This window comes from Pseudomonas sp. MOIL14HWK12:I2 (genome assembly GCF_000510745.1).
Classification (GTDB): domain Bacteria; phylum Pseudomonadota; class Gammaproteobacteria; order Pseudomonadales; family Pseudomonadaceae; genus Chryseomonas; species Chryseomonas oryzihabitans.
The window spans coordinates 657,461-672,335 of record NZ_AZOA01000003.1; the positions used below are offsets into that span (position 1 = coordinate 657,461).

At 67.3% G+C, this 14,875-nt stretch carries 13 protein-coding genes; 10 read left to right on the forward strand and 3 right to left on the reverse strand.

Going from position 1 to position 14,875, the window contains the following annotated elements:
• Positions 1–9 precede the first annotated feature (9 nt).
• The 3 genes from PSK12I2_RS0103020 to PSK12I2_RS0103030 all read left to right on the forward strand — a co-directional run bounded on the left by PSK12I2_RS0103020 (position 10) and on the right by PSK12I2_RS0103030 (position 2,324).
• Positions 10–492: a YbaY family lipoprotein gene (locus PSK12I2_RS0103020; RefSeq protein ID WP_027597243.1), complete on the forward strand. Its 483-nt coding sequence runs from the start codon at positions 10–12 to the stop codon at positions 490–492.
• 71 nt (positions 493–563) lie between these two features.
• Positions 564–1,289, forward strand: coding sequence for an AraC family transcriptional regulator (locus PSK12I2_RS0103025; RefSeq protein WP_027597244.1), 726 nt, complete (start codon positions 564–566; stop codon positions 1,287–1,289).
• 90 nt (positions 1,290–1,379) lie between these two features.
• Positions 1,380–2,324, forward strand: coding sequence for a DMT family transporter (locus tag PSK12I2_RS0103030; RefSeq protein WP_027597245.1), 945 nt, complete (start codon positions 1,380–1,382; stop codon positions 2,322–2,324).
• 29 nt (positions 2,325–2,353) lie between these two features.
• On the opposite strand, the gene ung is transcribed toward PSK12I2_RS0103030, so the two are convergent.
• From ung to PSK12I2_RS0103045, 3 genes are all read right to left on the reverse strand, one after another.
• Complete coding sequence (gene ung / locus PSK12I2_RS0103035; protein WP_085982659.1) at positions 2,354–3,049, reverse strand: uracil-DNA glycosylase; 696 nt, start codon at positions 3,047–3,049, stop codon at positions 2,354–2,356.
• Between the two features lie 448 nt (positions 3,050–3,497).
• Entirely contained in the window at positions 3,498–3,950 is a 453-nt protein-coding gene (locus PSK12I2_RS0103040; RefSeq protein WP_027597246.1) for an NUDIX hydrolase, read from the reverse strand.
• 52 nt (positions 3,951–4,002) lie between these two features.
• The gene (locus PSK12I2_RS0103045; protein WP_037007473.1) at positions 4,003–5,124 is read right to left on the reverse strand and encodes a glycerophosphodiester phosphodiesterase; all 1,122 of its coding nucleotides are present in this window, start codon (positions 5,122–5,124) and stop codon (positions 4,003–4,005) included.
• A gap of 143 nt (positions 5,125–5,267) precedes the next feature.
• Between PSK12I2_RS0103045 and PSK12I2_RS0103050 the strand changes: the two genes are divergently transcribed.
• The 7 genes from PSK12I2_RS0103050 (at position 5,268) to PSK12I2_RS0103080 (ending at position 14,773) form a co-directional block, all read left to right on the forward strand.
• The gene (locus PSK12I2_RS0103050) at positions 5,268–5,492 is read left to right on the forward strand and encodes a cysteine-rich CWC family protein (RefSeq protein WP_027597248.1); all 225 of its coding nucleotides are present in this window, start codon (positions 5,268–5,270) and stop codon (positions 5,490–5,492) included.
• Entirely contained in the window at positions 5,492–6,196 is a 705-nt protein-coding gene (locus tag PSK12I2_RS0103055) for a pseudouridine synthase (RefSeq protein WP_027597249.1), read from the forward strand. Before PSK12I2_RS0103050 ends, PSK12I2_RS0103055 begins: the two co-directional genes overlap by 1 nt.
• Positions 6,197–6,255: 59 nt before the next feature.
• Positions 6,256–7,227: an aldo/keto reductase gene (locus PSK12I2_RS0103060; RefSeq protein WP_027597250.1), complete on the forward strand. Its 972-nt coding sequence runs from the start codon at positions 6,256–6,258 to the stop codon at positions 7,225–7,227.
• Positions 7,228–7,282: 55 nt separating this feature from the next.
• A complete protein-coding gene (rlmF, locus tag PSK12I2_RS0103065; protein ID WP_037007474.1) occupies positions 7,283–8,209 on the forward strand; it encodes a 23S rRNA (adenine(1618)-N(6))-methyltransferase RlmF in 927 nt (308 codons plus the stop codon).
• A 480-nt stretch (positions 8,210–8,689) separates the two neighbouring features.
• Entirely contained in the window at positions 8,690–10,327 is a 1,638-nt protein-coding gene (gene mqo, locus PSK12I2_RS0103070) for a malate dehydrogenase (quinone) (protein WP_027597252.1), read from the forward strand.
• Between the two features lie 269 nt (positions 10,328–10,596).
• Complete coding sequence (locus PSK12I2_RS0103075) at positions 10,597–13,236, forward strand: glucosidase (protein ID WP_027597253.1); 2,640 nt, start codon at positions 10,597–10,599, stop codon at positions 13,234–13,236.
• Positions 13,237–13,357: 121 nt separating this feature from the next.
• Complete coding sequence (locus PSK12I2_RS0103080; protein ID WP_027597254.1) at positions 13,358–14,773, forward strand: diguanylate cyclase; 1,416 nt, start codon at positions 13,358–13,360, stop codon at positions 14,771–14,773.
• Positions 14,774–14,875: the final 102 nt, after the last annotated feature.

Below are 14,875 nucleotides of genomic sequence, written 5' to 3' on the forward strand. Positions count from 1 at the left end.
GATCTACCCATGAAAAGAATCGCCACCCTGCTCGCCACCTCGCTGCTGCTCAGCGCCTGTAGCGGGCTGCGCCCCGGTCCCGCGACGCCACCGCCGCCGGCCGGCCAGCCGCTGCCGCCCACCGAGCAGCCGCAGACCACCACCCCTGGCGTGCCGGCCCAGCCGAGCATGACCAGCCTCAGCGGCCAGGCCACCTTTACCGCCAACGAGCCGGTACCGCCCACCGCCAAGCTCACTGTCAGCCTCTACAGTGCCAGCGCCGGCGATACCCCTGCCGGTCGCCTGGCCCAGCGCACCCTGTTCGTCAAGCAACCCGGCCAGGTGCCCTTCCGCCTCGACTACGCCCCGGCCAAGGTCAAGAGCGGCGAGCGCTATCTGCTCAGCGGCCGCATCCTGCTCGGCGGTCGTCCGCTGTACCTGACCCAGGAGCCGGTGACCGTGGATCTGAACAGCAGTGGCGAGGTGGAATTGCCGCTGCAGCCGGTGCGCTGAACTCCAAGAGACTCGGCGGGGCATGCTAGGATCAAGGCTCTCGACCTCTCGCTTCTCCACCGAGGTGCGCCTTGACTCCTCGCCTCGCCATCAAGCGCTATCAGGGCGACCACCAGCCCCATGCCCATGCCTTCGCGCAACTGGTGCTGCCCATCCAGGGCGGCATGGAGCTGGAACTCGCCGGGCGTAGCGGGACGCGGCTGCATACCGGGCTCGCGGCCCTGGTGGCGCCCGACTGCGGTCATGCCCAGCAATCGGAGCCAGGCAGCCGCTTTCTGGTGATCGATTGCGCCGCCGACTGGTTGCCTGCCCCCATTCTGGATCGCGCGCTACGACAGCCGGGTCTGGCGATCCAGCCCGCGACGCGGCAGCTGATCATCTTCGCCGAGCTGACTTCGCCTGATGCCCTCGATCAACACGCGCCCGAACTCACCCGCCTGCTGCTCGCCTCGCTCGACGCCACTGCCGCCGGCTCGGCCTTCGACCGTTTGCTGGCCCAGGTGGAGGCCCAGCCCGCGGGTGACTGGAACAATGCGGCCATGGCCCGTCTGGCGGGCCTGGGGCTGACGCGGCTGCACCTGCTGTTCCACCAGCGTTTCGGCCAGACGCCCCAGGCCTGGCTGACCGATCTGCGGCTGCGCCAGGCGCAGCGCTGGCTGGGCGACAGCCGCCTGCCGATTGCCGACATCGCCCTGCGCGTCGGCTTTTCCGATCAGGCCGCCCTGACCCGCGCCATGACCCGCCGCCAGGGCATCAGCCCGGCCGCCTGGCGGCGCGGCCAGCGACTGCCCGGGTAACGCAGTCCAGGTAAAAAGCCGCGCAGCCTAGCGCAAGACCGGTTCCCCTCGCCGTCGCCACACTGGTGGCGAATGGGTGGAGACGGTGCGATGCAGGAACGAGAACTATCGGCGGTGGGTATCGGCTATGGGCTGGCGGCAGGCCTGTGCTGGGGCGTGATCTTTCTGGCGCCAGCGCTGGTCCCCGACCTGAGCGGCGCCCAGTTCGCCGTGCTGCGCTTTCTATGCTACGGCCTGGTGTCTCTCGGGCTGCTGCTGCGCTGCTGGCGCCGACTGCGCTCGCAACTGAGCTGGGCCGATGGCAGGCGCCTGTTCTGGCTCAGCCTGATCGGCAACCTGGGCTACTACACCCTGGTCGGCGTGGGCGTGAAGCAGGCCGGTATCGCGGCGACCACCCTGATCGTCGGCCTGATCCCGCTGCTGGTGGCCCTGGCCGGGCAGCGCGACGCGGGCGCCGTGAGCTTCGGGCGCCTCTGGCCGTCGCTCTGCTGCGCGCTGCTCGGCGTTGCCCTGATCAGCTACGAGACGCTGACCACCACCGCCGTCGGCGAGCAGCCCGTCCTGGGACTGCTGTGCGCCTGTGGCGCCCTGCTGGCCTGGAGCTGGTTCGCGGTGGTCAACACGCGCTTCCTGGCCAGGACGCCGATCGGCGCCCACGATTGGGGCCTGCTGCTGGGCGGGATGACCGGCGCCCAGGCCCTGCTGGCCGCGCCCTGGTTGCTCGGCGAGGAGCTGGCGTTGCGAGCACCGTCGGACTGGCTGCAGCCACTGCTGGTGGCTGCCGGCGTGGCATTGCTCGCCTCGGTGATCGGTGGCGCCTGCTGGAATCAGGCCAGCCGCCGGCTACCCCTGACCCTGAGTGGCCAGGCCATCGTCATCGAGACCCTGGCCTCGCTGACCTATGGCTTTCTCTGGAACGGGCGCTGGCCGACTCGCCTGGAAGCCCTGGCGATCCTCCTGCTCCTGCTCGGGACGAGCTGGTGCCTGCAGTGCCACCGGCGCCCGGCCCGGACGGTAGCGGCGGCGGCGGCCTGACCCTGAGTATCCGGCCGGCTGCGCCTCTCCTACGCCAGCGGCGGCAAGGCCCAGTCGATGGGGGTGAGCCCGGCGTTGCGCAGGAATTCGTTGGTGCGACCGAAGTGGCCGTTGCCGATGAAGCCGCGGTGGGCCGACAGTGGCGAGGGATGCGCCGACTTGAGGATCAGGTGCTTCTGGGGATCGATGAGCGCCTGCTTGCTCTGGGCATGGCTGCCCCAGAGCAGGAACACCAGATTCTCGCGCTCGGCGCTGACCACCTCGATGACGCGATCGGTGAATCGCTGCCAGCCGGCCTTCGCATGGGAGCCGGCGTTGGCCTGCTCCACGGTCAGCGAGGTGTTGAGCAGCAGCACGCCCTGCTCCGCCCAGTGCTGCAGATAGCCATGGTTGGGAATGGGCAGGTTCAGGTCGCGCTTGAGTTCCTTGAAGATGTTCTGCAGCGACGGTGGCGCCGGCACCCCGGGTTGCACCGAGAAGCTCAGGCCATGGGCCTGGCCCGGACCGTGGTAGGGATCCTGACCGAGAATGACCACCCTGACCTGATCCAGAGGGGTGGTATTGAGAGCATTGAAGATCAGCGGACCGGGCGGATAGATGACCTTGCCCGCCGCCTTCTCGCGCCTGAGGAATTCGCTCAGCTGACGCATGTAGGGCTGCTCGAATTCGTCGCGCAGCGCGGCTTTCCATTGGGGGTCGAGCTTGATGCGATCGTCGTCCACGATTCGAGGCTTCCTGGTCAAGACAAGGGCAGCACCCTAGAAAAGCCGGCTGCCCCTGTCAAACCCGCTACCAGCGCGGACCGTAGCGCGGGCCCCAGCCGGGCGGACCATAACCCGGACGCGGCCCCCAGCCCGGCGGTCCCCAACCGGGACCCGGCCCCCAGTGGGGCGGTGGCGGCGGGGCCGGTCGATAGTAGTAGCCGTACCCATAGGGCCGCACGATAACCGCGGGCGGCGGATAGGCTGGCGTGCCGTAGAGACCGCCGCGGGGGGTGCCGGACGGCTGTAATAGCGCGGGGACGTGTCGTAGACGGTGCAGCCGGTGAAGGTCAGGGCACAGAGCGACGCCAAGAGGAAATGGCGCATGGGGGAGATCTCCAGAACGGCCCGGATGGGCCTGGAGAAAGCTTAAGCTGCGCCCGCCGCTCGCGCTCGATTATCGCGCGTTCATTCAGCCGGGATTAAGAGATGCTGGTCCGCTCTCCTCCCGCTCGCCCAGGTAGTCCCGCAGCCGCGCCTGCAGATGGGGCACGGCCTGGGGATGGGCGAGAAAGTCGGCGATGCTCATCAGCTGCCAGTGCTGGCCTTCGTCACCGAAGCGGATGGTGGCGATCTCGACGGGATGCAACTGCCCGGCGAACAGCCAGCTGGGCAGATAACCGGGCTGACGCGGTGGATAGCAACGTCCCCAGGTCAACCGCGCCTCATCCAGCACCAGGCCGAATTCCTCTTCCAGCTCGCGCAGGGCGCAACGCTCGGGCGTTTCGTCGTCTTCGCGCCCGCCGCCGGGCAGGTCCCAGAGGGCCGGCCAGGGGATGTCGGGCTTGGCATCGCGCTGATAGACCAGGATCTGCTCGGCGCAGAGCAGCGCCAGCTTGGCGCCGTTGAAGGCATGGCGGGACATGTGGAGGCCTCCGGTGGCGACGGGGGAGACCGCCAGGCCTCCCCGTCTGGACTCAGTAACCCAGCTGCTTGAGCAGGGCCGCGGGTGCCTGCTTGGCCGGACGCTCATAGAACTTCAGCAATTCGGCGGCGCGATTGCTGAAGAAGCCATCCACCCCACGCGGCGCGAGACGGGCGTAGTCCACCGCCGAGTCCACCGTGTAGGCATGCACCAGCAGACCCCGCTCGTGGGCGACGTCGTTCATCCAGGGCTTCACCAGGTCCGCATAGCTCTGGTCACCACCCTCCTCCAGGGCCGCCGAGGGGCCGATGCCAACGGCGCCATGGGCCTTGGCCCACTCGATCCAGGCGGTGAAATCGCCCTCGGAGCGCACCTGCTGCTTGGCATAGTAGGCCGCCTTGCTGGCCTCGCCCGATTCGGCGTAGGTGGGCCCGGGCTTGGCCGGGATGTAGTCGTCACCCAGCCACAGCAGCAGGATCTTCGGCGTGTCGGGCATCTCCTTCTGCAGGAGCTCCAGGCTGCCTTTCTCGAAGGTCTGCAGGATCACCCGCCCGGGCATGGCGGCGACGCCGGTGGCGCCGGCCTTGGGCTTGCCGAGCCAACCGCGCTGGGTCAGCTTGGCCTTGAGGTCGCGCTCGATGCCGGGAAACAGCTTGGGCTGCTTGGTCTCGATGTAGAGACCCGGCTTGTTGCGACCGCCTTCGGCGATGTCGATGACCTCGTCCAGGGTGAGGATCCTGAGTCCGGCGAACTTTGGCCGGGCACGGTCGGGATGGGCCTGATTGAACCAGCTGCCGGCGTCCAGCGACTTGAGTTCGGCCAGGGTGAACTGGCTGACCGGCGCCTTGGCGCGCTCGGGGAAACGCTTGGCGACGTCGGTGGTGCGCTCCAGGGTGTCGTCGTGCAGGGCGATGAGCTGGCCGTCCTTGGTGCGCTGCAGGTCGAGTTCCAGGTAGTCGGCGCCCAGCTCCCGCGCCACCTGGTAGGCCGGGGCGGTGGATTCGGGGGCGTCGAAGGAGGCGCCGCGATGGGCGATCACCGCCGGCCAGGGAATGCCGGCCTGCCGGGCCAGGGTCTGGCCGACATCGGCTTCGGTGGCCAGCGCCAGCTGGCTGACCAGCAGGGTGCCGGGAATGAGGGTACGGATCAGGGTGCGCAGAGCAGTTATTGTCATGGGTTCCTCGGGTGGTCCGACGATCGGAGCTAGGATGCAGCTTGCACCCCGGATGCGACAGTACGCAGACCCCCAGCGTAGCGGACGTTATCTAGGTCGCAATTTCCGGTACTCTGCCGCCCGCTTCGCCCGACGAGATCACCATGGCTGCATCGCTTACCCCCTTCGATCCCACCCGCTGCCCGCTGTGCGGCCAGGCCAACAGCTGCGCCCTGGCGGCCGGTGGCGAGCTCCGCGACTGCTGGTGCCTGCAGACGCCGATGGATCCCGCCGCCCTGGAACGCCTGCCGGCGGAAGAGCGTGATCGACGCTGTCTCTGCCCGGCCTGCGCGGCCGGCGTCGCCGGCGTCGCCGGCGGGCCTCGCTGATGCGCCTGGACCGCTGGCTGGGTAACCGACCCGAGCTGGGACGGCAGCTCGCCCGGCGCCTGCTCGCGGAAGGTCGGGTAAGGGTCAACGGCGCCACCACCCTGCAGGCCGAGCAGGAGGTGTTCGCCTTCGATCGCATCGAGGCCGACGAGCGCCTGCTGCAGGACGGTCCCGGCGGCCGCTACCTGATGCTGCACAAGCCGCGCGGCTGCGTGAGCGCCACCGTCGACGCCCGCCATGCCACGGTGCTGGACTGTCTCGCCCCGGACCAGCGTGCCGATCTGCACCTGGCCGGACGGCTGGACTTCAACACCACCGGCCTGCTGCTGCTCACCAACGACGGCCAGTGGTCGCGCGGCCTGAGTCATCCGCGCCACAAGCAGACCAAGCGCTACCGGGTCACCACCGCCGAGGTCATCCCCCAGCACCTGGTCGCGGCCTTTGCCGAGGGCCTCTACTTCGCCTACGAAGACCTCACCACCCAACCGGCGCGGCTGGAGCTGCTGGACGAGCACACCGCCTACCTGACCCTGGTCGAAGGTCGCTATCACCAGGTCAAGCGCATGTTCGGCCGCTTCGGCATCGAGGTCATCGCCCTGCACCGCGATCGCATCGGCAACCTGGAACTGGATCCGGCGCTGGCCGAGGGCGCCTGTCGTCCACTCACGCCCGCAGAGGTGGCGCTGCTACGTCCGGCGGATTAGGGGAACAGGAGCGGCGGGGCACCGGTCGGGATGCAGACACGTACCCCTGGAGACCTCTCATGCGTATCGATATCCCCTCCCTCGGATTCGGCGGTGCCCCGTTGGGCAACATGTTCCGCGAGGTAGGCGACGCCGAGGCCCGGGCGACCCTCGAAGCCGCCTGGGACGCGGGCATCCGCCTCTATGACACCTCGCCCCACTATGGCGCCGGGCTGTCGGAGCGACGTTTCGCCGAGGTGCTGGCCGACAAGCCGCGCGACGATTTCGTCCTCTGCAGCAAGGTCGGCCGCCTGCTGGAACCGGCCGATCAGCCGGAAAACGCGCCGCCGTTCGTCAACGAACTGCCCTTCAAGCGGGTGCTCGACTATTCCGCCGACGGCGCCCGCCGCTCCATCGAGGCCAGCCTGGAACGCCTCAAGACCGACCGCCTCGACCTGGTCTGGATCCACGACTTGTCCGAGGACCAGCACGGCCCGGCCTGGCGCGACTACTTCGCCCAGGCCATGCAGGGTGCGGCCAAGGCCCTTACCGAGATGCGCGAAGAGGGCCTGATCATGGGCTGGGGCCTGGGCGTCAACCTGGTGGAGCCCTGCCGCCTGGCGCTGGAGCAGAGCGATCCCGACGCCTTCCTGCTGGCCGGTCGCTATTCCCTGCTGGACCACCGCGAAGCCCTGGACACCCTCTTTCCCGAATGCGAACGCCGCGGCGTGGGCATCGTGGTGGGTGGGCCCTACAACTCCGGTCTGCTGGCGGGCGGCAAGCACTACAACTATGCCGAAGCCGAGCCGGCACTGCGCCGCAAGGTCGAGTTGATCGAGGGCGTCTGCCAGGATCATGGGGTGGACATCCGCGCCGCGGCCCTGCAGTTCTGCCTGGCCCATCCCACGGTGGCCGCTACCATTCCCGGCAGCAGCACCCCGGAGCGGGCCCGACAGAACGCCGAGCTGCTGCGGGCGCCCATCCCCGCCGCCTTCTGGCGCAACCTGCGCGAGATCGGCGTGCTGCCGGAGGACGCCCCGACACCCGCGTGAGTGAAAAGGGCGGCTGTGCTAGGCTCGCCGCCCCTTTTCCACCCTGCCTGCCCTCATGACCTCGCCCCGCCGCCCCCTGCCTGGCCGCCCCGCGCCCCTGCATCCCCGCAATCGCCACCAGGGCAGCTACGACTTTCCCGCCCTGATGCGCGCGAACCCAGCGCTCAGGCCCTTCGTGGCACCGACGCCGCGGGGCAATCTGTCCATCGATTTCACCGACCCCCAGGCGGTCCGGGCGCTCAACCGGGCCCTGCTGGCGTTGCATCACGGCGTGCGCGACTGGGACATTCCCGCCGATTTTCTCTGCCCACCGATTCCCGGTCGGGCGGATTACCTGCACCACCTGGCCGACCTGCTGGCCGAGGGCAATGGCGGCCGGATTCCCCGGGGCGAGTCGACGCGCTTGCTGGACGTGGGTACGGGCGCCAATGGCGTCTATCCGCTGATCGGCTTCAAGGAGTATGGCTGGCACTTCGTTGGCAGCGACATCGCTCCGGCGGCGCTGGATGCCTTCGGACGCACCCTGGCGGCCAATCCGGATTGCGCCGCCGCCATCGAGTTGCGTCTGCAGCCGGAGCCTCAGGCGATCTTTGCCGGCATCCTGCAACCCGGCGAGCGCTATGCCGCCACCCTGTGCAATCCGCCCTTCCACGCCAGCCCCGACGATGCCGTCCGCGGCAGCCAGCGCAAGTGGAAGAATCTGGGCAAGACCACCGGCAAGCAGGTACCCCTGCTCAATTTCGGCGGCCAGGCGGCCGAACTCTGGTGTCCCGGCGGCGAGGCGGCCTTCATCGACCGGATGATCCGCGAGAGCCGTGCCTGCGCACGCCAAGTCGGCTGGTTCACCTGCCTGGTATCCAAGGCCAGCAACCTGCCGCCGTTGCAGGCGGCGTTGCGCCGCGAGCAGGCTGGCGAGGTCCGCGTCTTCGCCATGGCCCAGGGCCAGAAGCAGAGCCGCTTTCTTGCCTGGCGCTTCGCCTGACCCATCTCCCCGCACTTGAACGACGACCCTTTGGCGGCTTTCTGACCGGTTTCGTCGGTGCTGCCGGCTGCCTGCGCGGCCGCGCCTGAAGCCGCTCCGGTGCGCTCGACGACCCATCTGACGGGACTTTGACCGGAGTCACACGAGATTAGACCAAAGGCTAATAGGCAAAGCCAATGAATTGCAGGCTAGGCAGCCCTATCCCTTCCCATTAAAATGTCCGGCAACAAAAACGCCACGCGCATGCAGCCGCGCCCGAGACCTCGTCTCCGGCCAGCCGCTGCCAAGGCCGTGCATCGCGTTTTTGCTCCGACTCCTCCGGTGACTCATGAGAGAGGGGCGGTGGAGGGACAAGAACCTGCCCTTGCGTGTTTCCGGCTGCATTCTGCCTCGCCCACTGCACATCCACCCATGTGCCATGGTGCCGCACCGCACCGAAACTCGATAAGCAGACCCAGCTTCTATCGAACGAGAGACCACATGCTGAAGAAAATGACTGGCGCGCTGCTCGGCGTCGCCATCGCCTCCGCCCTGGGCACCGCACAGGCCGAAGACACCAAGAAGGTCGACGTCCTGCTGATCGGCGGCGGCATCATGAGCTCCACCCTGGGCATCTGGCTGAACGAGCTGGAGCCGAACTGGACCATGGAAATGGTCGAGCGCCTGGACAAGGTCGCCGACGAGAGCTCCAACGGCTGGAACAACGCCGGTACCGGCCACTCCGCCCTGGCCGAGCTGAACTACACCCCGGAAGACAAGGACGGCAAGGTCACCATCGCCAAGGCCATCGAGATCAACGAAGCCTTCCAGATCTCCCGTCAATTCTGGTCCTGGCAGGTCAAGAACGGCGTCCTCAAGGATCCGAAGAGCTTCATCAACAGCACCCCGCACATGAGCTTCGTCTGGGGTGACGAGAACATCGCCTTCCTGAAGAAGCGCTACGAGGCGCTCAAGGCCAGCCCGCTGTTCTCCGGCATGCAGTACTCCGAGGATCCCGCGCAGATCAAGCAGTGGGTTCCGCTGATGATGGAAGGCCGCGATCCCAAGCAGAAGATCGCCGCCACCTGGAGTCCGCTGGGCACCGACGTCAACTTCGGCGAGATCACCCGCCAGTTCGCCGCCAACCTGCAGTCCAAGCCGAACTTCAAGCTGAATCTGTCCAGCGAAGTCGAGAACATCACCCGCAATGCCGATGGCAGCTGGCGCGTGGAGTACAAGAACCTCAAGGACGGCAAGAAGACCGAGACCGACGCCAAGTTCGTCTTCATCGGTGCCGGCGGCGGTGCCCTGCACCTGCTGCAGAAGTCGGGCATCCCCGAAGCCAACGACTACGCCGGCTTCCCGGTGGGCGGCTCCTTCCTGGTCACCGACAATCCCGAGATCGCCCAGCAGCACCTGGCCAAGGCCTACGGCAAGGCTTCGGTGGGCGCACCGCCGATGTCGGTTCCGCACCTGGACACCCGCATGCTCGATGGCAAGCGCGTGATCCTGTTCGGGCCCTTCGCCACCTTCTCCACCAAGTTCCTCAAGCAGGGTTCCTACCTGGACCTGCTGACCAGCACCAACACCCACAACGCCTGGCCGATGGTCCGCGTGGGCGTGGCCGAGTACCCGCTGGTGGAATACCTCGCCGGTCAGCTGATGCTGTCGGATGACGACCGCATGGCCGCCCTGCGCGAGTACTTCCCCAACGCCAAGAAGGAAGACTGGCGCCTGTGGCAGGCCGGTCAGCGCGTGCAGATCATCAAGCGCGACGCCGACAAGGGTGGCGTGCTGAAGCTGGGCACCGAGATCGTCGCCGCCAAGGACGGCAGCATCGCCGGCCTGCTGGGCGCCTCCCCGGGTGCCTCGACCGCCGCCCCCATCATGCTGAGCGTGCTGGAGAAGGTGTTCAAGGACAAGGTCGCGACCCCGGAGTGGCAAGCCAAGCTGCACCAGATCGTGCCCAGCTACGGCACCAAGCTGAACAGCGACCCCGCGCGCGTGCAGCAGGAGTGGAACTACACCGCCGAAGTCCTGCAACTGGCCACCCCGCCGGTCGCCACCGGCACCGAGAACGCCAAGGCCACCGCCAGCGCTCCACGTGTCGAAAAGGCCGCCAACGACATGGCACTGTAAGTCGCTGCCAGGCCCGCTGCGTACGCAGCGGGCTCACCGCGAAGACCAAAGGCCCCACCCGGATCCGGCGTGGGGCTTTTTTTCGCCCGCGTCCGGCCCGGGCTAGAGCCCCTGCCGCGGCCGGAGCCCTGTGACGAAAACCGCAACGGCGTGAATTTTTTCCTGCCAGACAGGCACTAAAACTGCAGCGATACGCCGAGGCCGCTCTTTGCACGCCACAATGGTGATCTATCCTCGAGCCTTAACCGTTACCTGAATCTGGAGACACGATGACGGCACATCCCGCCCCGGGCATCCTGCATACCCGAGAAGGCCAGCGCCTGGCTGATACCGACGCCGCCGCCTGGCGACAGTGGGGACCCTACCTGAGCGAGCGCCAGTGGGCCACGGTCCGTGAAGACTACAGCGCCGACGGCGACGCCTGGCGCTACTTTCCCCACGACCATGCGCGCAGCCGCGCCTATCGCTGGGGCGAAGACGGCCTGGCCGGTTTCTGCGACAAGGCCCAGCAATGGTGCCTGGGCATCGCCCTCTGGAACGAGCGCGACCCCTTCCTCAAGGAACGGCTGTTCGGCCTGACCAACGCCGAGGGCAACCATGGCGAGGACGTCAAGGAGCTGTACTTCTACCTGGACGGGGTGCCGAGCCACGCCTACCAGAAGATGCTCTACAAGTACCCCCACGCCGCCTTTCCCTATGCCCAGCTCACCGAGGAAAACGCCCGGCGCGGGCTGAACGATCGCGAATTCGAGATCCTCGACACCGGCGTCTTCGCCGAGGACCGCTATTTCGACGTCACCGTCGAATACGCCAAGCACACCCCCGACGACATCCTCATGCGGGTCACCGTGGAAAATCGCGGGACCGAGCGCGCCAGCCTGCGGGTGCTGCCGCAGATCTGGTCACGCAACACCTGGGCCTGGACCGGTACCCCGCCGCGCTCCATGCTCAGCCTGGAAGGCGACCAGGTTCGCGCCAGCTATTTCGACCGGCCCGACCTGGTGGTCAGCGCCTGGGGCCCGCGCGAGGCCGAGTGGCTGTTCTGCAACAACGAAACCAACCTACCCCGCCTGACCGGTGAAGCTGCCGAGGGCCCCTTCAAGGACGGCATCAACGACTACGTGGTGCGCGGCGCCCGCGAGGCGATCCGCCGCGACTTCGGCAGCAAGGCGGCCGCCCATTTCGCCGTGGAGCTGGAGGGTGGCGCCAAGACCGTGGTCTACCTGCGCCTGGCGCCCACCAATGCGCTGTCGGTGGATGCCGATGCGATCTTTGCCGAGCGCATCGCCGAAGCCGACGCCTTCTATGCCGCCCTGCAGGAAAAGATCGCCGATCCCGATGCCCGCCTGGTGCAGCGCCAGGCCCTGGCCGGCCTGCTCTGGTCCAAGCAGCTCTACTATTTCGAGGTCAATCGCTGGCTCGATGGCGATCCGGCCCAGCCGACGCCGCCGGCGCAGCGCCAGCGCATCCGCAACGGCCACTGGCGGCACCTGCTCAATTTCGACATCGTCTCCATGCCGGACAAATGGGAGTACCCCTGGTACGCCTCCTGGGACCTGGCCTTCCAGGCGGTCGCCTATGCCCTGATCGATCCCGGCTTCGCCAAGCAGCAGTTGCTGCTGCTGGTGAAGGACAGATTTATGCACCCCAATGGCCAGCTGCCGGCCTACGAGTGGAATTTCGAGGACGCCAATCCGCCGGTGCATGCCTGGGCCACCTGGCACGTCTACCTGCAGGAAAAGTCCCTGACCGGGGTGGGCGACCGGGTCTTTCTCGAGCGTGTCTTCCACAAGCTCCTGCTGAATTTCTCCTGGTGGATCAACCGCAAGGACGCCGAGGGTCGCAACATCTTCCAGGGCGGCTTTCTCGGCCTGGACAACATCGCCCTCTTTGATCGCTCGGCACCCCTGCCGGAGGGCTATCACCTGGACCAGGCCGACGGCACCGCCTGGATGGCCGCCTATGCCCTGGACCTGATGCGCATCGCCCTGGAGCTGGCCAAGGAAAATCCGGTGTACGTCGATCTGGGGGTCAAGTTCTTCGAGCACTTCCTGCACATCGCCGGCGCCATCAACCACAGCGACGACCGCGAAGACGGCCTCTGGGACGAACAGGACGAGTTCTTCTATGACGTCCTGCACAAGGCGGATGGCAGCGCCGAGCCGCTGCGCCTGAGATCCATCGTCGGCCTCATCCCGCTGTTCGCGGTGCAGGTCCTGGAACAGCGCGAGCACGAGGGCCTTCCCGGCCTCGGCGGACGACTGCGCGGCTTCCTGCGCCAGCGTCCAGATCTCGCCCGACTGGTCTCGCGCTGGACCGAGCCCGGCCAGGGCAACCGATTCCTGCTCTCGCTGCTGCGCGGCCATCGCACCAAGCTGCTGCTCAAGCGCATGCTGGATGACAACGAATTCCTCTCCGAATACGGCATCCGCTCGCTGTCCAAGGCCCACGAGCAGCAACCCTTCGAGATGCGCCAGGCCGACGGCAATCTGCTCAGCGCCCGCTACCAGCCGGCGGAATCGGATTCGCGCCTGTACGGCGGCAATTCCAACTGGCGCGGACCGCTGTGGATGCCGATCAACTACATGCTCATCGAGTCGCTGCACGAATTCCACCGCTACTACGCCGACAGCTTCTCGGTGGAATACCCCAGCGGTTCGGGCTACCTGGCCAATCTGGAAGAGGTCGCCGACGGCCTCAGCCAGCGCCTGACCCGGCTGTTCCTCAAGGACGCCGACGGCAAGCGCCCGAGCATGGTCGACTATCCGCAATTGCAGAACGATCCGCGCAGTCGCGACCTGGTGCTGTTCCACGAGTATTTCCACGGCGAAAACGGCCGCGGACTCGGGGCTTCCCACCAGACCGGCTGGAGCGCCCTGGTGGCGCTGCTGCTGCAACCCCGGCGCTAGCCCGAGCACGCCGGGGTGCCGGTCCCGACCGGCACCCCGGCGGACTGCGGCAAGGCTGCAGTTTTCCTCGGCCACCCCGGGTACTATGCTCTAGCTAGACATCCCGCCTTCGCGAGCCCGCATGACTGCCCCCGATGACGCCCAGCGTCTCCACGCCCTGAGCGAGTTGCAGATTCTCGATAGCGGCGTCGAAGCCGCCTACCAGGACATCGTCGTCCTGGCCTGCCAGCTGACCCGGGCGCCGGTGGCCTTCATCACCCTCGCCGATCGACACCGTCTCTGGTTCAAGGCCTGTCAGGGCCTGACGCTAGCCGAGGTGCCGGTCGACGCCTCCCTCTGCCACCTGGCGATCCGTACCCCGCGTGAGCCCTTCCTGGTGGAGGACCTGCAAGGCGACCCACGCGTCGCCCATCTCCGGTCCGCTCCCGGGCTGGAAGGGATGCGCGCCTACCTGGGCATCCCCCTGCTCGACCGGCACGGGGTCGCCCTGGGCACCCTCTGCGTGATGGACGACCGGGTTCGGCGTTTCGAGACGGCTCAGGTCGACAATCTGCAACGGTTGGCCCGACAGGTCATCATCCTGCTGCAACAGCGCGAGACCCTGCGCCAGCTGGAAGAGCTGGACATCAACTTTTCCGCCTTCATGAACAACGGGCCCTTCATCGCCTACATCAAGGACCGCGACTGGCGCTACCGCTATGTCAACGAGCCGTTTCTGCAGCAGCTTGAATTGACCCGCGACGAGGTCATCGGCCAGGACGACTTCACCATCTGGCCAGAGGCGGCGCCCCGTTTTCGCCAGGTCGACGAGCAGGTGATGAACGAACTCAAGCCGAGCCGCCTCGTCGAGCGCATGACCGCCCTCGATGGCCGCCGCCTCTTCTGGCAGTCCTACAAGTTTCCCCTGGTCACCCGCCAGGGCATCGCCCTGGCGGGCCTGTCGGTGGACGTCACCGAGCACATCGAGCAACAGCACATGCTGGAGGCCTCGCAACGCCAGTTGCTGGGCATGATGCAGGCCGCCGAGCAGCGCAGCGTCACCGATGCCCTGACCGGCCTGTTCAATCGACGCGCCTTCGACCTGCGCCTGGCGGAGCACCTGCTGCGCGCCGAGGAGCAGCGCATGCCGCTGTCCATGCTGTTGATCGACGTGGATCACTTCAAGGCCTACAACGATGCCTATGGTCACCAGGCGGGTGATAGCGCCTTGCAGGCCGTCGGCCAGTTGCTGCTGCAGAGCTGTCGCGACAACGACGCCTGCTTTCGCTACGGCGGCGAGGAATTCGCCATCCTGCTGCCGGGTGCCGATCTCACCGCGGCCCACCTGGTGGCCGAGCGCTGCCGCGCCGCCGTCGCCAACCACGCCTGGTCACGACGTCCCATCACCCTGAGCGTCGGCCTGGCCACCCACAGGGCCGGGATGGATGCCTACACCCTCACCGAAGGCGCCGACCGGGCGCTCTATGCAGCCAAGGGCGCCGGCCGCAATCGCATTGCAGCGGAACCCGGACCCGAAGCCCCTGCCAGTCCGGAATGACGCCCAAAACAAAAAACCCGCCGAAGCGGGTTCTTTGTTGCGACCATCCCAACATCCTGTCAGGCGCCATCCTGGCCTGGTCTTCGTCCGTGACCTCAGGGC